Raw genomic sequence first — 19,442 nt, 5'->3', positions numbered from 1 at the left:
GACTCCATACCTCATTGAGCATGAGCGCCATCATCGCTGACGACACCGCCGGAGAAGTTGCCATGCAGCCGACCGTGGTTGAAGATGAATTGATCGCCGTCATCGGCGAGGCTGGCGGCGCTGCAGCTTCCAGCCAGCCCAAACGCCGGGCCCGGCCGCTGGATACCCGCGTCACAGGCCAGCCCGGCTTTGTCCTGCACAGCTACCCGCACCGCGAAACCAGCCTGATCATCGATGTCTTCAGCCGCGATTACGGCCGCATCGCGCTGGTTGCCAAGGGCGCCAAGCGTCCTTTGTCGAAGCTGCGCGGCGTGCTGCAAACCTTCCAGCCCTTGTCGCTGAGCTGGAGCGGCAAATCCGAAATCCGCACCCTGATCGCCGCCGAATGGGTAGGCGGCTTGCTGCCGCTGGAAAAATCAGCCTTGCTGTGCGGTTTTTACCTGAATGAACTGCTGGTCAAGCTGGTGGCGCGCGACGATCCGCACGCGGCGCTGTTCGATCACTACGTCACCACGCTGAATCAATTGGCGCACCAGGAACCGGCGCCGATCGTCCTGCGCCAGTTTGAAAGAGCGCTGCTCAAGCAGACCGGCGTCGCCGGCGATTTCACCCGCTGCACCAGCAGCCGGCAAGCGGTAGATCCTGCCGAAAATTACGTGGTCGATCCCGAACGCGGCCCGCGTCTTGCGCGCGCAGCCGATTCCTGGCCGCGCGTCAGCGGCAAGACCTTGCTCGACATGGAGCGGGAAGACTATAGCGACGTCGTCACCCAGGCCCAGAGCAAGGTCCTGATGCGCTTCCTGCTGGCCCACCACCTGGGCGGCGCGCCATTGAACACGCGGCAGATCCTGATCGACCTGATGCAGCTGTAAAGATGCAGATGACTGCCGCCGACAAATCCCATCCCATTACCTGAGCATACGATGAGCTATCTCAACCCTACCTCCGCCGTGATCGACCTTGGCGTCAATATCGATCACGTCGCCACCTTGCGCAATGCGCGCGGCACCACTTACCCCGATCCGCTGCAAGCGGCATTGCAGGCGGAAGAGGCGGGCGCCGATGTGATCACTTTGCATTTGCGCGAAGACCGGCGCCACATCAAGGATGCCGACGTCGAAATCATCCGGCCGCAATTGCGCACGCGGATGAACCTGGAAGCGGCAGTGACCCAGGAAATGATCGATTTTTCCTGCAAGATCAAGCCGGAGGATTCTTGCCTGGTGCCTGAGCGCCGGCATGAACTGACCACCGAGGGCGGCCTCGACGTCGTCAAGTATTTTACCCAGGTGCAGGCGGCGGTGCGGCAGTTGCAGGCGGAAGGCATCCGGGTCAGCCTGTTCATCGATCCTGAAGCCGACCAGATCCAGGCTGCGGCGGAAATCGGCGCGCCGGTGATCGAACTGCATACCGGACGTTATGCCGAAGCGCATGACGAAGCTGGGCAACGCAGCGAGCTGGAGCGGGTGCAGATCGCGGTGCAGGAGGGCGTCAAACGCGGCCTCAAGGTCAATGCCGGCCACGGCCTGCATTACAGCAATACCCAGGCCATTGCCGCCATTCCCGATATCGCCGAGCTGAACATCGGCCACGCCATCGTGGCGCACGCAGTGTTCGTCGGCTGGAAAAACGCCGTCAGCGAAATGAAAGCCCTGATGGTGAAAGCACGCCTGGGAAAATAGAAAGGCTTGTGATGATTTATGGCATCGGCACCGACATCATCCAGATTCCGCGCATAGCCGCGGCGCTGCAGCGCAACGGCGATCGTTTCGCCGAAAAAATCCTGGGCCCCCAGGAAATGGAAAAATACCTGCAGCGCAAAACCAAGGTAGAGGCGCGCGGCATCCGTTTCCTGGCCACCCGTTTTGCGGCCAAAGAGGCTTTTTCCAAGGCGCTCGGGCTGGGCATGAAGATGCCGATGACCTGGCGCGCCATGCAAACCTTGAATGCGCCCAGCGGCAAGCCTGTCGTCGTGGTCAACCCGGCGTTGGAAGAATACATGCAAAGCAGGGGCTTGACCGCCCAGGTATCGATTACCGATGAAGTGGAGTACGCGGTCGCCTTTGTCATTGTGGAACAGAATCGCGTGGAGAAAACATGAGTAGTGGTTTGAAACAGCGCGCAGCCGGCCAGGCTGCGCTTGGCCCGGTCATGCTGGACGTGGTCGGCGCCAGCCTGAGCGCAGACGATATCCGCCGCATCCGGCATCCGCTTAGCGGCGGCGTGATCCTGTTCACGCGCAACTACCAGGACCGCGCGCAGCTGACCGCGCTGACCGCTGCGATCCATGCCGCGCGTCCCGGCATATTGATCGCAGTCGACCATGAAGGCGGCCGGGTGCAGCGCTTCAGGACCGACGGTTTTACCCGCCTGCCGGCGATGCGCCTGCTCGGGCAGCAATGGGACCGCGATGTGCTGGCTGCAACCAAGACAGCGACCGCGGTAGGTTTCGTGCTGGCCAGCGAACTGCGCGCCTGCGGCGTCGACCTGTCGTTCACGCCGGTGCTGGATCTCGATTACGGCGATTCCAGCGTGATCGGCGAACGCGCTTTCCATCGCGATCCGCGCGTAGTCGCCTTGCTGGCAAAGAGCCTGAACCACGGACTGGCGCTGGCCGGCATGGCTAACTGCGGCAAGCATTTTCCCGGCCACGGTTATGTGCATGGCGACTCCCATTCGTCGCTGCCGGTCGACGACCGCAGCCTGGCGCAGATCATGGAAGAAGACGTCAAGCCCTACGACTGGCTCGGCATGAGCCTGGCGGCGGTGATGCCGGCGCATGTGATTTATTCCAAGGTGGACCGGCACTCGGCCGGATTCTCCCGGAAATGGCTGACCATCCTGCGCGAGGAGATCGGTTTCAACGGCGTGATTTTCAGCGACGACTTGAGCATGGAAGCCGCCGCTTCGGCCGGCGGCGTGCTGGATGGCGCCAAGGCGGCGCTGGCGGCCGGCTGCGACGTGGTCCTGATCTGCAATTCGCCGGACAAGGCTGACCAGCTGCTGGCCGGACTGGACGGCGGCGCCACGCCGGCATCGTGCGCGCGCCTGACCGCGCTGGTGCCGCAAACGGCGGCGCTGGATTGGGAAACATTGCAAGCCGATGCGCGCTACCTGGCCGCCAGGTCGCTGGTGCAAGCGCTGCTGTAAGGTATGATCTGGCATCATGACTGAAGCTGAAATTCCCGATCCGCGCGCGGTGGTGCTGGAGACCGTCGCCAAGCTGCCGAACCTGCCTGGCGTGTATCGCTATTTCGACGCAGCCGACAATATCCTGTATGTCGGCAAGGCGCGCGACCTGAAGAAGCGGGTGTCGAGCTATTTCCAGAAGAATCTCGCCAGTCCGCGCACCGCCATGATGGTCGAGCGCATCGCCCGGCTGGAGACCACGGTGACGCGCAGCGAGGCGGAAGCCCTGATCCTGGAAAGCAACCTGATCAAGAGCCTGCAGCCGCGCTACAACATTCTTTTCCGCGACGACAAATCCTATCCCTACCTGAAAATCAGCGGCCAGGAATATCCGCGCATGGCGTATTACCGTGGCGCGGTGGATAAAAAGAACCAGTATTTCGGCCCTTTCCCGAATGCCTGGGCGGTCAAGGAATCGATGCAGATCCTGCAGAAGGTATTCTTGCTGCGCACCTGCGAAGACAGCGTCTTCGCCAACCGTACGCGGCCTTGCCTGCTGCACCAGATCCAGCGCTGCAGCGCGCCGTGCGTGAAGCTGGTCAGCCATGAGGATTACCTGACCGATGTCGACAATGCCGCCAAGTTCCTGCGCGGACGGCAGACCGAAGTATTGACGACGCTGGACAAGAAGATGCATGCCTACGCCGCCGAACTGAAGTTCGAGCAGGCGGCCGCGGTGCGCAACCAGATTACCGCGCTGTCGCGCGTATTGCATCAGCAAAGCATGGAAACCGTGGGCGACAGCGATATCGATATCGTCGCCGTCATCGTCCAGGGCGGGCGCGCCTGCGTCAACCTGGCGATGGTGCGCGGCGGCCGCCACCTGGGCGACCGTGCGTATTTCCCGAGCCATGTCGACGGCGCGCTGTCGAACCCGGAAGAAGCGGCGGGCGAAACCATTGAAGTCGCTGTGCTCAAAGCCTTCATGGCGCAGCATTACATCGATACGTTCATTCCCGGCACCCTGATCCTGAATATCGAATTCGACGAACCGGCCCTGATGGTGGCGCTGATGGAACAATGCGGCCACCGTATCAACCTGCTGTTCCAGCCGCAGGGGCAGCGCCGCCAGTGGCTGGAGATGGCGCAGAAGGGCGCCGAGATTTCGCTCGCCAGGCTGCTGTCGGAGCAGGGGTCGCAGCAATCCAGGACGCGCGCGCTGGTGGAGGTGCTGGGCCTTGAAGTCGAAGATATCGACAGCTTGCGCGCCGAGTGCTTCGACATCAGCCATACCTCGGGCGAGGCCACGCAAGCATCCTGCGTGGTGTTCCATCATCACGCCATGCAAAACGGCGAATACCGGCGCTACAACATCAAGGACATCACGCCTGGCGACGACTACGCCGCGATGCGCCAGGTGCTGATGCGGCGCTACGAAAAAGTGGCCAACGGCGACGGCGTGATGCCCGACATCGTGCTGGTCGACGGCGGCAAGGGGCAGGTTGAAATGGCGCGCCAGGTGCTGGCCGAACTGGGGCTGGATATCAGCCTGATCGTCGGCGTCGCCAAAGGCGAGGGGCGCAAGGTCGGGCTGGAAACGCTCATCTTTGCCGACGGCCGCGCCGCACGCGAGCTCGGCAAGGAATCGGCAGCATTGATGCTGATCGCGCAGATCCGCGACGAGGCGCACCGCTTTGCCATCACCGGCATGCGCGCCAAGCGGGCCAAGGCGCGCCAGAGTTCGCGGCTGGAAGAGATTGAAGGGATCGGCGCCAAGCGCCGCCAGAAGCTGCTGGCGCGTTTTGGCGGACTGCGCGGTGTGGCCGACGCCAGCATCGAGGACATTGCCTCGGTGGAGGGGATATCAAGGCTGCTGGCGGAGGAGATCTACAAGCAGCTGCATTAGCACCCGCCGGCATTGTGTTGCAAGCCGGTTCTTTGCTTGTTGCTTTTGCAGGTTTTGTTTCCCAACTGCGGCATACTCCTAGATAATTAAAACATGAACAGTTGGCTCCTTACCCATAAAACCATTTATGCCATTTAATATTCCGATTTTACTGACCTGGTTGCGGGTTGCCTTGATCCCGTTGGTGGTCGGTGTCTTCTATCTTCCTGACCTCGGTTTTTCGACGCTGCAGCTGGGCCTGGCGTCCACCATCATTTTTATCGTCGCCGCAGTGACCGACTGGTTTGACGGTTTCCTGGCGCGGCGCTGGAACCAGACCTCGGCTTTCGGCGCTTTCCTGGATCCGGTCGCGGACAAGCTGATGGTCGCCGGCGCCTTGCTGGTGCTGGTGCACCTGGGGCGGGTCGATCCCATCATCGCGTTTGTGATCATCGGCCGCGAGATCGCCATCAGCGCCTTGCGTGAATGGATGGCGCAGATCGGCGCATCGAAATCGGTCGCCGTCAGCTCCATCGGTAAAATTAAAACCACGGCACAGATGGTCGCGATCCCGATGTTGTTGTATTATGGCGACCTGCTTGGCATCGATACCCGTTTCTGGGGACAGGTGCTGCTGGTGATAGCAGCGGTGTTGACGGTGTGGTCCATGTTTTATTATTTGCGTAAAGCGTGGCCGCTGATCAAGGAAACTACCGCAGCAAAAGAAAACAACAAGCAGTGAAGTAAAAAGTCGGTGTTTTGAAAAAATGTGATGAATATTTTTCGAAATTATTGACAAGCTCTGTAGATCAACTATAATGTCGTCTCTGTAGTTAATACAGAAAAAGAAACAAATGCGGGAGTAGCTCAGTTGGTAGAGCGCAACCTTGCCAAGGTTGAGGTCGAGAGTTCGAGACTCTTCTCCCGCTCCAGATTCAAAAAAGGAAGCTGGAAAAAGCTTCCTTTTTTTATGTAGAATCAATAGCTGATCGTATTGCCTGGCAGATGTCCATCCAGCCAATATGCTTTGATTTTGCAGCAGGACACCCCTGGCGGGGTAGCAAAGTGGTTATGCAGCGGCCTGCAAAGCCGTTTACGCCGGTTCGATCCCGACCCCCGCCTCCAGACTCCATATGCGGGAGTAGCTCAGTTGGTAGAGCGCAACCTTGCCAAGGTTGAGGTCGAGAGTTCGAGACTCTTCTCCCGCTCCATATTCCAGGCAAGGAAGATGAACATGTCTTCCTTGCCGTTTCAGTAAAAAATCCTCCTTTGGTTTTTCTCCTGATGTGCTCGCAGAGTATTCTGCATGCATGGTTTTCCAGAGTCTTGCGCCGTTCTCCGCAGAGTGCCGATACACGAGTAGATTCACCTTTCGCCGGGGCCACTTTCCAGATAGGACTGGGTTCCGGGAGTCTTCTCCTTTATCGGCTATCGCGACAGCCGCATCCTTTCCAATTTACGTTCTGCTATTCAGTTTGACGACCGGTCCGTACGCGCGAGCCGGTCGTTTTGTCATTTTGGCGGCTCAACCGGCAAGCCGCCGAGTATCTGCGCAGGCCTGCGCAGCACCGGGTCGAACGGGTTAAGCTGCGCGCCGACGCTCGCGGCTTCTTTCTTCAATATCTGCACCACGGTCGGCAAACGATCGGCATTCAGTCTTTCCGCCAGCGTGGCGACGCTCAGGGCGGCCACCGCACGGCCCTGGCGGTCCAGCACCGGCACCGCAATGCCCGCCATGCCGGGCAGCAGCCCGACGCCGTGGCTGGCGGCGTAGCCAAGATCGAGAGAACGCTTGATTTCGGTGCGCAGATACACTTCGTCGTACAAGCCCAGGTCCAGCAGGCGCGGCAGGTTGAAGCGGATGATTTCTTCCCGTTCCGCTTCCGGCAGGAACGCCAGGATCACCAATGCTCCCTGGCCGACCCCGAGCGCCACCCTGCCGCCTACGTCTCCCGTAAACGAACGGATCGGGAACGGCCCCTCGCTGCGGTCCAGGCACATCGCGTCGTAGCCGCTGCGCACCAGCAAGAACATGGTGTCGCCCAGCGCTGCCGACAGCCGCAGCAGGATGGGGCGGCAGATATCGCGCAAGTTGCCGCGCTGGCCGGCGCGCGCAGCGAGCGCAAAAAATTCCACGCTCAAGCGATAGGCCTTGCTGCGTTCATCCTGCTCGACCACGCCTTCGCCCGCCAGTGCGCGCAGGATGCGGTGCGCAGTGGGCTGGGCCAGGCCGGTGGCCTGGGCGATATGGGTCAGCTTGGCGCCATCTCCGCTGCTTGCGGCCAGGGCCCGGATAATCGCGAAACCGCGCTGCAGGCTGGTTCCGGTAGAACCATCTTGATCCTTCATCAATTTCTCCAGGTGGAATATATATATCTATATTTTTAATAATATATTCATTTAATGGAGTAAATCAAATAATTAGTCTGGTATATGGAATATTGAATTGACCCTGATTTTTCTTTTCACTATATTTCGGAAAAGGCTTTGGCAAGGTATTGGATGCAAAACCGACCGTCATGGGAGACAAGTCGATGTCGTTTCTACAGCTGGAAAACCTATCCAAGCACTACGGTGACTTCACCGCGGTGGAGAAACTCAACCTGACGGTAGAGAAGGGGGAGTTCGTTTCGCTGCTCGGACCTTCCGGCTGCGGCAAGACCACCACCCTGCAAATGATCGCCGGTTTTATCGAGGCGAGCGCGGGCCGGGTGCTGCTGGATGGGCGCGACATCACCCATGAAAAACCGAACCGCCGCGGCCTCGGCATCGTGTTCCAGAGTTATGCCTTGTTCCCGCACATGACGGTGAGCGGCAATATCGGCTTCGGCCTGGAAATGCGGCGGATTGCACCGGACGAATGCGCGGAGCGGGTACGCAAGGCGCTGGCGCTGGTGCACCTGGAAAAATTCAGCCATCGTTATCCGCGCGAGCTGTCCGGCGGCCAGCGCCAGCGGGTGGCCCTGGCGCGCGCCCTGGTGATTGAACCGCCGGTGCTGCTGCTGGATGAGCCGATGTCGAATCTCGACGCCAAGCTGCGCGAGGACATGCAGGTAGAGCTGCGCGAGATCCAGCGCAAGGTCGGCACCACTACCATCATGGTCACGCATGACCAGTCGGAAGCCTTGTCGATGAGCGACCGCGTGGTGGTGATGGATGCCGGCCGCGCGATCCAGATCGCCAAGCCGTTCGATGCCTATGAATCGCCGGTCAACCAGTTTGTCTCGCAGTTCGTCGGCAAGGCCAACCTGTTCGAAGGGCAGGTGGCCTCAGTCAGCCAGCATGGATCAGCGCTGAATGTTCACGGGCATCTGCTGAACACCAACGACGCCACCTTGCACATCGGCGAACAGGTCATGCTTTGCCTGCGCCCGGAAAAACTGGAACGCTGCAGCCCGCAGGATGAAATCATTCGCGGCCGGGTGCGTTCCGGCGTGTTCCTTGGCAACCAATGGCTGTATCACATCGACACCGGACTGGGTGATTTGCTGGCCACCTGGCAGAACTGCGGCAATGCCGCATGCAGCGACGGCCAGGAGGTTTCCTTGCGCTGGCCGGCGGATGCGCTGCACATCGTCAAGCGCGGACAGCCCGAGGTCCGGCATGGCTAAGTCGCCCGCGCTGTCGTCGCCATCGCTGCCGTACTTGCTGACCGCACCGGGCGTGATCCTTTTTTTCACGATGGTGCTGGTGCCGTTGCTGCTGACCTTGCTGCTGTCTTTCTACGGCTTCGATTCCGGCACCGGCATCGTCGCCAAATTCAGCCTGAACAACTACTGGCAGGTGTTCAGCGACGAATATTTCCATTCCATCTTCTTGCGCACATTCTGGATAGCGGGACTGACCACGCTCATCTGCATAGTGATCGGCGCGCCGGAAGCTTATGTGCTGAGCCGCATGGGGAAACCGTGGCGCTCGATTTTCCTGATCGTCATCCTCGGTCCCCTGCTGGTGTCGGTAGTGGTGCGCGCTTTCGGCTGGAGCATGCTGCTCAGCGCCAACGGCCTGGTTAATTCGGCTATCGCCTGGTTCGGTTTTGCGCCGCTCAAGCTGCTCTACACCACGGGCGCCGTTGTGATCGCCCTGGTGCACGTGATGCTGCCGTTCATGGTGATTCCAGTATGGACCTCCTTGCAAAGGCTGGATCCTACCGTCGCCCAGGCGGCCTTGTCCCTGAACGCCTCGCCGGCGACGGTGCTGCGGCGGATCGTGCTGCCGCAAGTCTTGCCCGGCATCCTGTCCGGCAGCCTGATCGTGTTCGGCCTCAGCGCCAGCGCCTTTGCGATTCCGGGCTTGCTGGGCGGACGCCGCCTGAAAGTGGTGGCGACCACTGTCTACGACGAATTCCTCGGCTCGCTCAACTGGCCGCTGGGAGCGTCGATAGCCATCATCCTGCTGCTGGCGAACCTGCTCATCATGCTGAGCTACAACCGGGTCCTGGAACGCAAGTATTCCAGGACGCTGGGCTAACCGGGGAAACCGATCGTATGCGCAACAATGGTCCGATTGCCTTGATATTCCACACGCTGGTGGTGGCGTTTGTGCTGGCGCCGCTGCTGGTGGTGTGCCTGGTCGCGTTTACGCCGGAAGACACGCTGTCCTTGCCGACCCACGGTGTTTCATTGCGCTGGTTCAAGGCCGTCTTCGAACATCCCGACTTCGTGCAATCGTTCTACAACAGTTTGCTGCTGGCCCTGCTGTCCGCCACGCTCTCGCTGTGCATCGCGCTGCCGGCAGGATTGGCGATAGGACGCCTGGGTTTTGCCGGCCGCGATTTCCTGAATGCCTTGTTCCTGTCGCCGCTGATCATTCCCTCCCTGGTGCTGGGGGTGGCGCTGATGCGCCTGTTCGCCAGCATGGGTGTCAGCGGTTCATTCAGCTGGCTGGTGGTGGCCCACGTGGTGGTGATCAGCCCCTATGTATTGCGGCTGGTGCTGGCAGCGGTAGTGGGCATGGACCGAAGCGCCGAACAGGCCGCGCAGTCGCTCGGCGCCGGACCCTGGACGGTATTCCGGCGCGTCACGCTGCCGATGATCCTGCCCGGCATTACCGGCGGCTGGCTGCTGGCGTTCATCAACAGTTTCGACGAGCTGACCATGTCGATTTTCGTGACCACGCCGGCTACCGTCACCCTGCCGGTGCGCATGTACATGTACGCCACCGAATCGATCGACCCGATGATGGCTTCGGTGTCGGCATTGATGATCCTGGTTACCGGCGCCGCGATGCTGGTGCTGGATCGCGTCTACGGGTTGGACAAGGTATTGATCGGCCAGCAGGGATGAATCCATGCCAGCAACAGGAAACCAGGCAATGACTTTATTTACCAGAATCGCAGAGACGCAGCGCGAACCGGTCAGCTTCTCGCTGGACGGCCGGAGCGTGACCGCGCTGGCGGGCGACACCGTATTGACCGCGGTCCTGACGCAGGCGGACAGCTTGCGTTTGTCTGAATTCAGCGGCAAGCCGCGCGCCGGATTTTGCCTGATCGGCGCTTGCCAGGATTGCTGGATGCGCACTGAAGACGGACAGCCGCTGCGCGCCTGCAGCACCGAAATCCAGGCCGGCATGCGGTTGCTGACTGCGGTCTCGGGAGTACGGCATGGATGAGCCGCGGATCGTGATTGTCGGCGCCGGACCGGCCGGGGTGCGTGCCGCCGAGGTCTTGGTGGCGGCGGGATTGCGGCCGGTGGTTGTCGATGAAAACCAGCGTGCCGGCGGCCAGGTATATCGCCAGCCGCCTGCGGGGTTTGTGCGCTCGAAAAAACAGCTGTACGGTTTCGAATCTGCAAAAGCGGATGCGCTGCACCGCACATTCAACAAACTGCGCAGCTATATCAATTATCTGCCCGAGACCCTGGTATGGAATTGCGATGGCCGCCAGCTGGATCTGCTGGGCCGCGGCCAGCACCAATCCTTGCCCTATACGCACCTGATGTTATGTACCGGCGCCATCGACCGGGTGTTGCCGTTCCCAGGCTGGCTCTTGCCTGGCGTGTATACCCTGGGCGCAGCCCAGGTCGCGCTGAAAGCGCAAGGCTGCGTGATCGGCAGCCGTATCGTCCTGGCTGGTTCCGGACCCTTGCTTTACCTGCTTGCCTATCAATATGCGAAAGCTGGCGCCGACATTGCCGCAGTGCTGGATACCGCTTCTTTTGCCGGCAAGCTGCAGGCGACATTTGATCTGCTTAAGCAGCCGCTTGCTTTGGCCAAGGGTTTGTATTTTCTGGCTTGGCTGCACTGCCATGGCGTCAAGGTGGTGGAGGGCGTGGAAAAAATTGCAGTCAAAGGCGAACAAAAGGTAGAAACCATTTCCTGGCATAAGGATGGCCGTGAACAAACGCTGGAGTGCGACGCTGTCGCCAGCGGTTTCGGCCTGCGTTCGGAAACCCAGCTGGCCGACCTGGCGGGCTGCGCGTTCGAGTTCAGCCAGCTCAATCAGCAATGGCTGCCGCAGCGCGACCAGGCCGGGCGCAGCAGCGTCAAGGGGGTATACCTTGCGGGCGATGGCGGCGGCATTGCCGGCGCCGACGCCGCCGAACTGGCGGGACGGCGCGCCGCCCTGGCTTTGCTTGAAGACTTGGGAAAGACAATCGACGTGGGAGAAAGCAGGCGCCTCGATCGCACATTGCAACGCATACAGGGATTTCGACGCGGACTCGAGCGCGCATTTCCAACGCCGGTCGAATGGGCGCGCGAGTGCGCCGATGAAGAAATCATTTGCCGCTGTGAAGAAATCACGGCAGGCGAACTGCGCCATGCCGTGAACCATGCCGGCACGGTCGAAATGAACCGGCTGAAAGCACTGACCCGGGTCGGCATGGGACGTTGCCAGGGACGGGTTTGCAGCGCTGCTGCTGCTGAAATCCTGGCTTGCAGCACCGGCAAATCGCTGGCGGAAATCGGACGCCTGCGCGGCCAGCCTCCGATCAAACCGATGCCGGTGGCGGCTGGCGCGGCGGCGAGCCCGGTACGGGAAACGTCATGAGCGAGCAGCTGACAGCGGATGTCGCCATTATCGGCGGCGGCCTGATGGGCTGTTCTGCCGCGCTGGCCTTGCGTCGCATGAACCTGTCAGTGGTGTTGCTGGAGCAGGGCTGGTGCGGTGCGCAAGCCAGCGGCGTCAATTATGGCGGAGTGCGGCGCCAGGGCCGGGCTGCGGTGCAGCTGCCGTTATCGCAGCGTGCCTATGCGATCTGGCAGCGTTTGCCGCAGCTGATAGGCAGCAACTGCGAATATACGGTTTCAGGCCATCTGAAACTGGCGCGCAGCGAGATTGAACTGGCGTCGCTCGAAGACTACCGCGCGCAAGCCGACGGCTTCGGCTTGCAGCTTGAGATCCTTGGACGCGCAGCACTGCGCCAGCGCTTTCCATGGCTGGGAGAGAAGGTCGCCGGCGGCTCCTTGTGCCCGGGCGACGGCCACGCCAATCCACGGCTGGTGGCAGTCGCTTTTGCGCTGGCGGCAAAGAATCACGGCGCCGACCTGCGCGAGGAGATGACGGTAGAAAGCGCCGTCTTAGATGGTGGGAAATTTACGGTTCGTGCTGCCGGCGGGCTGGAAGTCAAAGCGAAATTCCTGCTTAACTGCGCCGGTGCATGGGGCGCAAGATTTGCCGAACAATTTGGCGAGCGCGTGCCGGAATATCCAATTTTTCCGAACATGTGGGTGACCGAACCGATGCCCAAACTGGTTGAGCCCAATGTCGGCATCGTCGGCGGCGGTTTTTATGTGCGCCAGGTAGAAAGAGGAAATTTCGTGCTGGGCGGCGGACGCGGCACGGGGCAGTTGGCGATTGCATCGACGCGGCCGGCCAGCGCTTCCATGTTTGCCTCGATGAGGATGGCTTGCGAATTCATTCCTGCATTGCAAAACGCATTGGTGATCCGCAGCTGGACCGGCGTCGAGGGCGCATTGCCGGATCATCAGCCGGTACTCGGACCGAGTGCGACGACTCCTGGCCTGTTTCATGCTTTTGGTTTTTCCGGCGCCGGCTTCCAGCTGGCGCCGGCAGTAGGGGAAGTCCTGGCGGACCTGGTAGCCCATGGGGCGACGGCAACGCCTATCGAGGCTTTCAGCATCGGCAGATTCAGCGCAATAAGTTGAAAACAAGCGGAAGACGATGCATCAGGAAATGATGTGGCAGGCATATCTGGGCGTTTAATCTTTGAGGAGGCGGGACCATGAAATTCAAACAGATTCTCCTGGCGACAGGATTCATTTCTGCATTAGGCGTCGCGGCGGCAAGCAGCGCCGAGACGCGCACACTGTATGTCGGCATGAACGGCGGCAGCATGGAAAAAAATTACACCAGCTATATATTCCCGGAATTCGAAAAAGCCAATAACGTCAAGATTGTGGTGGTTCCCGGCACATCCGCCGACATCATGGCCAAGATCTCGGCGCAAAAAGACAAGCCGCAAATGCACCTGGTGTTTCTCGACGATGGCGTCATGTACCGCGCGGTCGGCATGGGGCTGTGCCAGAAACTGAAAGACGCCCCGGTATTCAAGGAAATTTATCCATTCGCGCGCATGGCGAACGATCAGGCGGTGGGGATAGAACTGGGTACGGTCGGCATCGGCTACAACAAGAAGATGTTCGATGAAAAAGGCTGGGCTGCGCCGACGTCCTGGATGGATTTCGCTGATCCGAAATACAAGGGAAAAGTGGTGTTCCAGTCGATCCAGAGCAGCACCTTCGGCCTGCACAGCTTCCTGATGTTCAACCGCCTGGTCGGCGGCACCGATAAAAATGTCGAGCCGGGTTTCCAGAAATGGGGCAGCACGGTCGGTCCTAACGTGCTTGAGTACCTGTCCAGCTCAGCGAAAATATCGGAAATGGTGCAAACCGGCGAAACCGCGATTTTTCCGCTGACGCCGACGGCGATTGCGAATCTGAAAGCCAAGGGCATCCCGGCCGAATTTGCTACGCCGAAAGAGGGGGCCGTCATGCTGATGGTCGGCGCTTGCGCCTTGAAGAATAATTCCGAGCCCGAACTCTCGCAGAAACTGGCGGAATACCTGTTGAGCGCCGGCGCGCAAGCCAAGGCGGTGGAGTATGCCAACGTTATTCCGATCAACAAGAATGTCAAGATACCGGAATCCGTGCAAGCCAAGATAGGCAATGTCGACAAGCTGATGAAAAACATCAACACGGTCGACTGGGACGCCATCAACAAGGACCGCGCCGCCTGGAACGATCGCTGGAGCCGCATGATCGAGCGTTAACCTGGCGCCGTCCTATGCGGCGGCAAACGGCGGCGGCCGGCGCTTGATCGGCTGCGCCTTGACGATCGCGGTATTGGTCTCGGCCTTGTCGGCGATGCGGTCGATGACCTGGTCCAGTTCTGCGATCGAGCGCACGAACAGGCGCGCGATATAACAATCTTCTCCCGTCACCTTGTCGCATTCGCAGAATTCGGGCGTGTCTTCGATCAGCTTCTGGACCATCTGCAGCTTGCCGGGCAGGGGCCGGATGCGCACGATGGCTTGCAGCTGGTAGCCCAGCGCCTGCGGATCGATATCCACCGTGAACCCGCGGATGACGCCGCGCTCCTCAAGCCGGTGCAGCCGCTCCGACACGCTGGGCGAGGACAGGCCAACCTGCTGGCCCAGTTCTTTGAGTGAAATGCGCGCATCCTTGAGCAGGACTTCAAGGATGCGCTGGTCGACATTGTTCAGCATTTTGCATGTCTCCGAAAATTTGAAATATTGCCTTATATAATAAGGATAATGACGGATATTTCCTTGTATTAAGCATGGAAAACACGATGATAAAGTGAGATTATCAGGCTCTGACGGCTTTCGGGAGCTTTGTATGAACAAGAAGGTAAGCGGCACGGTTGAAATGACCGCCGCCATGGTCATTTCGGGAACCATCGGCTGGTTTGTCGTGGTTTCGGGCCAGCCGGTGCTGGACGTAGTGTTCTGGCGCTGTGTGTTTGGCGCGGCTACCTTGCTGCTAGTCTGCGCTGGAATGGGGCTGCTGCGCGGCGCCATCACGCTGCGCCTGCTGGCCCTGGCGGCGCTGGGCGGCGTGGCGATCGTGGTCAACTGGCTGCTGCTGTTCGTCTCTTATTCGCATGCGTCGATCTCGATCTCTACCGCGGTCTACAACACTCAGCCGTTCATGCTGGTCTGCCTGGGCGCGGTTTTTTTCGCTGAGCGGCTGACGCTCAACAAGCTGACCTGGCTCGCGATAGCCTTTGCCGGCATGCTGCTGATCGTGCTGGCGCAACCGGGGGCGGCCGATAGCGGCAGCAATTACCTGGCGGGGATACTGATGGCGTTGGGCGCAGCCTTTTTCTATGCGGTGGCCGCCATCATTACCAAGAAACTGGCCGGTACGCCGCCGCACCTGATTGCCTTGGTCCAGGTTTGCGTCGGCATGCTGATGCTGGCCCCTTTCGCCCACTTGTCGGCGCTGCCTTCCGGCGTCGGCGCCTGGAGCATACTGGTGACGGTCGGCGTGGTGCACACCGGGCTGATGTATATCCTGCTGTATGGCGCGATCCAGAAATTGCCGACGCACCTGACGGGATCGCTGTCGTTCATCTATCCCATCGTGGCGATCGCAGTGGATTTCCTGGCCTTCGGCCACCGGCTGCAGCTGAGCCAGCTGATCGGCGCCGCCGCTATCCTGATCGCTGCCGCGGGCATGAACCTCGGCTGGACGCTGTGGAAGCCAAGGGTGCAAATGCAATGACGATAAGCGCCGCAGCCAGCCGGTAGCCGGCTGCCGCGGCGCTGTGACGGCCGCATCAGGCCAGGGCGCGCGCCGCCTCTTCAATCAGGGCGACGATTTCATCGGGATGCGAGGCCATGGAAGCATGGCTGGCAGCCAGTTCGATGGTCTTCCTGGGTTGCATGCGTTCGGCGAACCAGCGCTCGGTTGCCGGCGGGATCATGCGGTCGCTGCTCGAGACCTGGTACCAGGAGGGTTTGGTTTTCCATGCCGGCGGCCCCGAGGCGTCGCCGAAGCAACGGGCAGCGATCGGCTTCTGCGTCAGCGCCATCACCAGCGCTTCCGTTGCATCCACGTCCTGGCAGAAATTGTCGCGGAACTGGTCGCGGGCGATCCACAGGAAACCGTTGTCGTCCGGCGCGATGCTGGCGGCGCCGGGCGGCGGCTCGCGCATGCCGAAAATGCCTCCCGGGGTTTCGCCTTCATCGGGAGCAAAGGCGGCAACGTACACCAGGCCAAGCACATTCGGCGCATGGCCCGCGCCGGTGATCACCATGCCGCCGTAGGAGTGGCCGACCAGCAGCGTCGGGCCGTCCTGCGCCGCGGCGAACCTGGTGGTGCGATCGACATCGTCGGCCAGCGAGGTGAGCGGGTTTTGCACGGCGCTCACGCGGTATCCTCTTGCGTGCAGCGGCGGAATCACGTGGCGCCAGTGCGAGCCGTCGCCCCATGCGCCATGCACCAGGACTATATTAAGCTGGGTTGCCATATTGCGTTCTCCTGTTCTGTCGAGCGACCGTGGAAACTGCAGGATGGCGTCGCTCAAGCCATCCCGGACCATGCTAGCCGTTGACGCCGGTTTGCGCTTTCCCAGCCCAGTGTGCCGTTGATATTGGCCAGATGCGATGGCAGCCTGGCATCAAATCATCCTGGCGTCCGGAAAAGTTTCCAGCAACAGGTCGGAGAATACCCGCAGCCTGCTGCTGACATGGCGCCGGCTCGAATACAGCAGCCAGACTTCCACTTCGCTGTCAGCCAGGATGCCGATCTCATGCAGCAGGCCGCATTCCAGTTCCTGCCGGATCAGCGACGGCGTCGCGGACCACGATCTAAGGATTGCCACGGCATCCTTGCGCAACCTGGATTACGTGAAGAGCCTGGGCGCCGACAGGGTGCTTGATTGCGGTTCGCCGCAGCCGTTTGCCGATGTTGCCGGCATCGACCTGGTGCTGGACCTGGCCGACGGCGGTTGTAAGCTTTTTCATGCAATTCCTTTCAGCGAACGGCAGGGAAGGTCTGGCTCGTATTATTCTCGATATAAGTAAATAGATAAGATCAATTTTAATTAAATTATCAATAATTATTAACTGCTGATGGATATGAGCTTATGCATCCGGCAAGGGAATCCGTTCGTTGTCGCCCGGCACCGGATCGAAGCGCTGCTCGCGCCAGTTGTCTTTGGCGGTTTCAATCAGCTGCGGATCGCTGGCGACAAAATTCCACCAGATGGTGCGCGGCCCGTCGATAGGAGCGCCGCCCAGCAGCATGACCTGGGCTGCTTCGCCGGCGGCAATGCGCACCGCCTGGCCAGGTTCCAATACCGCCAGCACGCCCATTTCCAGCATTTCGCCATCGATGGTCACGCTGCCGCTGGCGACATACACCGCCTGCTGCGGATATTCCGCTTCCAGCGTGAACTGCGCGCCGGCCTGCATTTCGGCGGCGACATACAAGGTCGGCGCCAGGACCTTGACCGGCGCCTCCTTGCCGAAGGCGCGGCCGGCGATGATGCGTAACCGGTAACCGTCGCCTTCGACCAAGGGCAGGCTGGCAGCCGGATGGTGAACGAAGGCCGGCGGCCCCTGTTCGTCGGCCAGCGGCAGCGCCACCCAGGTCTGGATGCCGTGCAGGCGCCAGCCTTTGGCGCGTTGCGCCGCAGGCGTGCGTTCGGCATGGACGATGCCGCGTCCGGCAGTCATCCAGTTGACGTCGCCCGGAATGATTTCCTGGTCGTTGCCCAGGCTGTCATGGTGGCGGATGGCGCCTTCGAACAGATAGGTGACCGTCGCCAGGCCGATGTGCGGGTGCGGGCGGACATCGATGCCCTGGCCGCTGGCGAAGTCGACCGGTCCCATGTGGTCGAAAAACAGGAAAGGTCCTACGCTTTGGTGGTGGCCGGCCGGCAGCACGCGGCGTACTACAAGTTCGCCGAGGTCGCGGGCGCGCCCCGGTATCCGGTATGCAATAGAGGTAGTCATGTTATATCCAGTCCAGGCAGCAAAATAGGAAGTGCAATGACTCAGGCAAGCTGAAAGACATTAGCATATTTGGATGTACGAGGGGCTTGCGCAATAAAAAGCCAGGCTCTCCGCAGCGAACCGCGGAAGAGCCTGGTTTTTTTGAATGGCTGCAAGCAGCCGCCGCAGGGCTTGGCTGTTTCTTAGAATGCGCCGGACAGCAGGTAGCCGCCCACCGCCGCAATCGCCACGCCGCCCAGCCGCACTGCCTGCGCCGCCATTTTCTGGCCGGCAACCAGGCCGATCGCCAGGCCAAGCGCATGCAGCAGCGCTGTCGCAGCGACAAAACCGACGCCATACCAAAGCGCCGAGGCGCCATGCGGCAATTCGCTGCCATGCGCATAGCCGTGGAACAGCGCGAAGATGGAAACCACGCCGGCGCTGGCCCAGAGCGGCATGCGCACGGCGAAGGCGATCAGCAGGCCGAGCACGGCGACCGATGCCGCAATGCCGGTTTCAACCGCGGGCAGCTGCAGGCCGGAAAACGCCAGCAGCGCGCCGGCCACCATCGTCAGCGGAAACGCCAGCGGCAGCACCCACAGCGCGGAGCGCTTGTTTTGCGCCGCCCACAGGCCGACCGCCAGCATCGCCAGCAAATGGTCGATGCCGGAGAGCGGATGGGAAAATCCGTCGTTGAAGCCGAACGCGTCGGGATGGCCCGGATGGGCGAATGCCGAGCCGATGCCGAGGGCGGCGATGGCCAGCGCGCTGAGGCGGCCACAAGTGCGGGCGGAAAGATGGGACATGGCGGTGCTCCTTGAAAATGGCTGTTTATTTGAAGAATTCATTTAGGTTGCTTATTTAGATTGATCAAGCAACCCTTGCTCGCGGATGAAAGCGATCACTTGCTCAACGCCGTCGCCGCTGCGCAGGTTGGTGAAAATGAACGGCCGTTCGCCGCGCATCTTTTTGGCGTCGTGCGCCATCACATCCAGGTTGGCGCCGACGTAGGGGGCGAGGTCGGTCTTGTTGATGATCAGCAGGTCGGAACGGGTGATGCCGGGGCCGCCCTTGCGCGGGATTTTTTCGCCGCCGGCAACGTCGATCACGTAGATGGTGAGGTCGGACAGTTCCGGGCTGAAGGTCGCTGCCAGATTGTCGCCGCCGGATTCCAGCAGGATCAGGTCGAGGTCGGGAAAGTCGGCGCTCATGCGCGCAATCGCTTCCAGGTTGATCGAGGCGTCTTCACGTATCGCGGTGTGCGGACAGCCGCCGGTCTCCACGCCCATCAGGCGCTCCGCCGGCAAGGCGTCGGCGCGCAGCAGGATCTCCATGTCTTCCTTGGTGTAGATGTCGTTGGTGATGACCGCCATGTCGTAGCGGTCGCGCATGCCTTTGCACAGCATTTCGCACAGCGCGGTCTTGCCGGAGCCGACCGGGCCGCCGATGCCGACGCGGAGTGGATTGGATGTTGAGGAAGTGGTCATGTTGAGATTCGCTTAAAA

Annotated in this window: 22 protein-coding genes and 3 tRNA genes; 17 read left to right on the top strand and 8 right to left on the bottom strand. The window is 60.8% G+C overall.

All coding sequences use genetic code 11. The annotated features are described in order from the left end of the window. The first annotated feature begins 20 nt into the window (after positions 1–20). From recO to V8G57_RS16510, 9 genes are all read left to right on the top strand, one after another. A complete protein-coding gene (gene recO, locus V8G57_RS16550; protein ID WP_342830289.1) occupies positions 21–872 on the top strand; it encodes a DNA repair protein RecO in 852 nt (283 codons plus the stop codon). Positions 873–923: 51 nt separating this feature from the next. Further along, positions 924–1,682, top strand: coding sequence for a pyridoxine 5'-phosphate synthase (gene pdxJ / locus V8G57_RS16545; protein ID WP_092392941.1), 759 nt, complete (start codon positions 924–926; stop codon positions 1,680–1,682). Positions 1,683–1,693: 11 nt separating this feature from the next. Then, the gene (acpS, locus tag V8G57_RS16540; RefSeq protein ID WP_092392944.1) at positions 1,694–2,101 is read left to right on the top strand and encodes a holo-ACP synthase; all 408 of its coding nucleotides are present in this window, start codon (positions 1,694–1,696) and stop codon (positions 2,099–2,101) included. Continuing rightward, the gene (nagZ, locus tag V8G57_RS16535; RefSeq protein WP_342830288.1) at positions 2,098–3,150 is read left to right on the top strand and encodes a beta-N-acetylhexosaminidase; all 1,053 of its coding nucleotides are present in this window, start codon (positions 2,098–2,100) and stop codon (positions 3,148–3,150) included. The genes acpS and nagZ overlap by 4 nt, the downstream gene beginning before the upstream one ends. A 16-nt stretch (positions 3,151–3,166) precedes the next feature. Continuing rightward, complete coding sequence (gene uvrC, locus V8G57_RS16530; RefSeq protein WP_092392950.1) at positions 3,167–5,035, top strand: excinuclease ABC subunit UvrC; 1,869 nt, start codon at positions 3,167–3,169, stop codon at positions 5,033–5,035. A 127-nt stretch (positions 5,036–5,162) separates the two neighbouring features. Next, positions 5,163–5,756 (top strand): CDP-diacylglycerol--glycerol-3-phosphate 3-phosphatidyltransferase, encoded by a 594-nt coding sequence (gene pgsA / locus V8G57_RS16525; RefSeq protein ID WP_061540860.1) that lies wholly within the window; start codon positions 5,163–5,165, stop codon positions 5,754–5,756. Between the two features lie 114 nt (positions 5,757–5,870). Beyond that, positions 5,871–5,946: transfer RNA gene (locus V8G57_RS16520), tRNA-Gly, on the top strand. A 119-nt stretch (positions 5,947–6,065) separates the two neighbouring features. Beyond that, positions 6,066–6,139, top strand: a tRNA-Cys gene (locus V8G57_RS16515). Positions 6,140–6,149: 10 nt separating this feature from the next. Next, positions 6,150–6,225, top strand: a tRNA-Gly gene (locus tag V8G57_RS16510). Positions 6,226–6,526: 301 nt separating this feature from the next. On the opposite strand, the gene V8G57_RS16505 is transcribed toward V8G57_RS16510, so the two are convergent. Further along, on the bottom strand, positions 6,527–7,363 hold the full coding sequence (locus V8G57_RS16505; protein ID WP_342830287.1) for an IclR family transcriptional regulator: 837 nt from the start codon (positions 7,361–7,363) through the stop codon (positions 6,527–6,529). A gap of 185 nt (positions 7,364–7,548) precedes the next feature. Between V8G57_RS16505 and V8G57_RS16500 the strand changes: the two genes are divergently transcribed. The 7 genes from V8G57_RS16500 (at position 7,549) to V8G57_RS16470 (ending at position 14,244) form a co-directional block, all read left to right on the top strand. Continuing rightward, positions 7,549–8,625 (top strand): ABC transporter ATP-binding protein, encoded by a 1,077-nt coding sequence (locus tag V8G57_RS16500; protein WP_342830286.1) that lies wholly within the window; start codon positions 7,549–7,551, stop codon positions 8,623–8,625. Continuing rightward, positions 8,618–9,484: an ABC transporter permease gene (locus V8G57_RS16495; RefSeq protein ID WP_342830285.1), complete on the top strand. Its 867-nt coding sequence runs from the start codon at positions 8,618–8,620 to the stop codon at positions 9,482–9,484. The genes V8G57_RS16500 and V8G57_RS16495 overlap by 8 nt, the downstream gene beginning before the upstream one ends. 17 nt (positions 9,485–9,501) lie before the next feature. Then, positions 9,502–10,299: an ABC transporter permease gene (locus V8G57_RS16490; RefSeq protein WP_092392960.1), complete on the top strand. Its 798-nt coding sequence runs from the start codon at positions 9,502–9,504 to the stop codon at positions 10,297–10,299. Positions 10,300–10,327: 28 nt separating this feature from the next. Then, entirely contained in the window at positions 10,328–10,624 is a 297-nt protein-coding gene (locus V8G57_RS16485; RefSeq protein ID WP_092392963.1) for a (2Fe-2S)-binding protein, read from the top strand. Beyond that, entirely contained in the window at positions 10,617–12,002 is a 1,386-nt protein-coding gene (locus V8G57_RS16480; RefSeq protein WP_342830283.1) for an FAD/NAD(P)-dependent oxidoreductase, read from the top strand. The genes V8G57_RS16485 and V8G57_RS16480 overlap by 8 nt, the downstream gene beginning before the upstream one ends. Continuing rightward, positions 11,999–13,120, top strand: coding sequence for an NAD(P)/FAD-dependent oxidoreductase (locus tag V8G57_RS16475; RefSeq protein ID WP_342830282.1), 1,122 nt, complete (start codon positions 11,999–12,001; stop codon positions 13,118–13,120). Before V8G57_RS16480 ends, V8G57_RS16475 begins: the two co-directional genes overlap by 4 nt. 77 nt (positions 13,121–13,197) lie before the next feature. Then, a complete protein-coding gene (locus V8G57_RS16470) occupies positions 13,198–14,244 on the top strand; it encodes an ABC transporter substrate-binding protein (RefSeq protein ID WP_342830281.1) in 1,047 nt (348 codons plus the stop codon). A 12-nt stretch (positions 14,245–14,256) separates the two neighbouring features. Here V8G57_RS16470 and V8G57_RS16465 read toward each other — a convergent pair whose 3' ends face one another. After that, positions 14,257–14,700 carry an Lrp/AsnC family transcriptional regulator gene (locus V8G57_RS16465; RefSeq protein WP_092392975.1) on the bottom strand — a complete coding sequence of 148 codons (444 nt, stop codon included), beginning with the start codon at positions 14,698–14,700 and terminating at the stop codon, positions 14,257–14,259. A 133-nt stretch (positions 14,701–14,833) separates the two neighbouring features. Between V8G57_RS16465 and V8G57_RS16460 the strand changes: the two genes are divergently transcribed. Next, positions 14,834–15,721: a DMT family transporter gene (locus tag V8G57_RS16460; protein WP_342830280.1), complete on the top strand. Its 888-nt coding sequence runs from the start codon at positions 14,834–14,836 to the stop codon at positions 15,719–15,721. Between the two features lie 55 nt (positions 15,722–15,776). Here the strand turns inward: V8G57_RS16460 and V8G57_RS16455 are convergent, their stop codons facing one another. The 6 genes from V8G57_RS16455 to ureG form a co-directional block, all read right to left on the bottom strand. Then, positions 15,777–16,469, bottom strand: a complete 693-nt coding sequence (locus tag V8G57_RS16455; protein ID WP_342830279.1) for an alpha/beta fold hydrolase — start codon at positions 16,467–16,469, stop codon at positions 15,777–15,779. A 150-nt stretch (positions 16,470–16,619) separates the two neighbouring features. Further along, positions 16,620–16,823: a type 2 periplasmic-binding domain-containing protein gene (locus V8G57_RS16450; protein WP_342830278.1), complete on the bottom strand. Its 204-nt coding sequence runs from the start codon at positions 16,821–16,823 to the stop codon at positions 16,620–16,622. After that, positions 16,810–16,965, bottom strand: a complete 156-nt coding sequence (locus tag V8G57_RS16445) for a hypothetical protein (RefSeq protein ID WP_342830277.1) — start codon at positions 16,963–16,965, stop codon at positions 16,810–16,812. Before V8G57_RS16445 ends, V8G57_RS16450 begins: the two co-directional genes overlap by 14 nt. A gap of 120 nt (positions 16,966–17,085) precedes the next feature. After that, positions 17,086–17,958 carry a pirin family protein gene (locus V8G57_RS16440; protein ID WP_342830276.1) on the bottom strand — a complete coding sequence of 291 codons (873 nt, stop codon included), beginning with the start codon at positions 17,956–17,958 and terminating at the stop codon, positions 17,086–17,088. 182 nt (positions 17,959–18,140) lie between these two features. Next, positions 18,141–18,743 carry a HupE/UreJ family protein gene (locus V8G57_RS16435; RefSeq protein WP_342830275.1) on the bottom strand — a complete coding sequence of 201 codons (603 nt, stop codon included), beginning with the start codon at positions 18,741–18,743 and terminating at the stop codon, positions 18,141–18,143. 51 nt (positions 18,744–18,794) lie between these two features. Beyond that, complete coding sequence (gene ureG, locus V8G57_RS16430; protein ID WP_092392993.1) at positions 18,795–19,424, bottom strand: urease accessory protein UreG; 630 nt, start codon at positions 19,422–19,424, stop codon at positions 18,795–18,797. Positions 19,425–19,442 lie beyond the last annotated feature (18 nt).

The sequence above is a fragment of the Collimonas rhizosphaerae genome (assembly GCF_038896935.1).
GTDB lineage: Bacteria > Pseudomonadota > Gammaproteobacteria > Burkholderiales > Burkholderiaceae_D > Collimonas > Collimonas rhizosphaerae.
Note: the sequence above shows the minus strand (reverse complement) of the source record. Positions and strands in the feature narration are given on the sequence as shown.

Excerpts from the sequence above, each read along its gene's own strand:
- V8G57_RS16445 (WP_342830277.1), bottom strand. The coding sequence starts at position 16,965 with ATGAAAAAGCTTACAACCGCCGTCGGCCAGGTCCAGCACCAGGTCGAT.
- uvrC (WP_092392950.1), top strand. The coding sequence starts at position 3,167 with ATGACTGAAGCTGAAATTCCCGATCCGCGCGCGGTGGTGCTGGAGACC.
- V8G57_RS16485 (WP_092392963.1), top strand. The coding sequence starts at position 10,328 with ATGACTTTATTTACCAGAATCGCAGAGACGCAGCGCGAACCGGTCAGC.
- V8G57_RS16455 (WP_342830279.1), bottom strand. The coding sequence starts at position 16,469 with ATGGCAACCCAGCTTAATATAGTCCTGGTGCATGGCGCATGGGGCGAC.
- V8G57_RS16500 (WP_342830286.1), top strand. The coding sequence starts at position 7,549 with ATGTCGTTTCTACAGCTGGAAAACCTATCCAAGCACTACGGTGACTTC.
- V8G57_RS16470 (WP_342830281.1), top strand. The coding sequence starts at position 13,198 with ATGAAATTCAAACAGATTCTCCTGGCGACAGGATTCATTTCTGCATTA.
- V8G57_RS16460 (WP_342830280.1), top strand. The coding sequence starts at position 14,834 with ATGAACAAGAAGGTAAGCGGCACGGTTGAAATGACCGCCGCCATGGTC.
- V8G57_RS16480 (WP_342830283.1), top strand. The coding sequence starts at position 10,617 with ATGGATGAGCCGCGGATCGTGATTGTCGGCGCCGGACCGGCCGGGGTG.
- V8G57_RS16475 (WP_342830282.1), top strand. The coding sequence starts at position 11,999 with ATGAGCGAGCAGCTGACAGCGGATGTCGCCATTATCGGCGGCGGCCTG.
- V8G57_RS16495 (WP_342830285.1), top strand. The coding sequence starts at position 8,618 with ATGGCTAAGTCGCCCGCGCTGTCGTCGCCATCGCTGCCGTACTTGCTG.
- ureG (WP_092392993.1), bottom strand. The coding sequence starts at position 19,424 with ATGACCACTTCCTCAACATCCAATCCACTCCGCGTCGGCATCGGCGGC.
- V8G57_RS16490 (WP_092392960.1), top strand. The coding sequence starts at position 9,502 with ATGCGCAACAATGGTCCGATTGCCTTGATATTCCACACGCTGGTGGTG.
- V8G57_RS16440 (WP_342830276.1), bottom strand. The coding sequence starts at position 17,958 with ATGACTACCTCTATTGCATACCGGATACCGGGGCGCGCCCGCGACCTC.
- pdxJ (WP_092392941.1), top strand. The coding sequence starts at position 924 with ATGAGCTATCTCAACCCTACCTCCGCCGTGATCGACCTTGGCGTCAAT.
- pgsA (WP_061540860.1), top strand. The coding sequence starts at position 5,163 with ATGCCATTTAATATTCCGATTTTACTGACCTGGTTGCGGGTTGCCTTG.
- V8G57_RS16435 (WP_342830275.1), bottom strand. The coding sequence starts at position 18,743 with ATGTCCCATCTTTCCGCCCGCACTTGTGGCCGCCTCAGCGCGCTGGCC.
- nagZ (WP_342830288.1), top strand. The coding sequence starts at position 2,098 with ATGAGTAGTGGTTTGAAACAGCGCGCAGCCGGCCAGGCTGCGCTTGGC.
- V8G57_RS16505 (WP_342830287.1), bottom strand. The coding sequence starts at position 7,363 with ATGAAGGATCAAGATGGTTCTACCGGAACCAGCCTGCAGCGCGGTTTC.
- acpS (WP_092392944.1), top strand. The coding sequence starts at position 1,694 with ATGATTTATGGCATCGGCACCGACATCATCCAGATTCCGCGCATAGCC.
- recO (WP_342830289.1), top strand. The coding sequence starts at position 21 with ATGAGCGCCATCATCGCTGACGACACCGCCGGAGAAGTTGCCATGCAG.
- V8G57_RS16465 (WP_092392975.1), bottom strand. The coding sequence starts at position 14,700 with ATGCTGAACAATGTCGACCAGCGCATCCTTGAAGTCCTGCTCAAGGAT.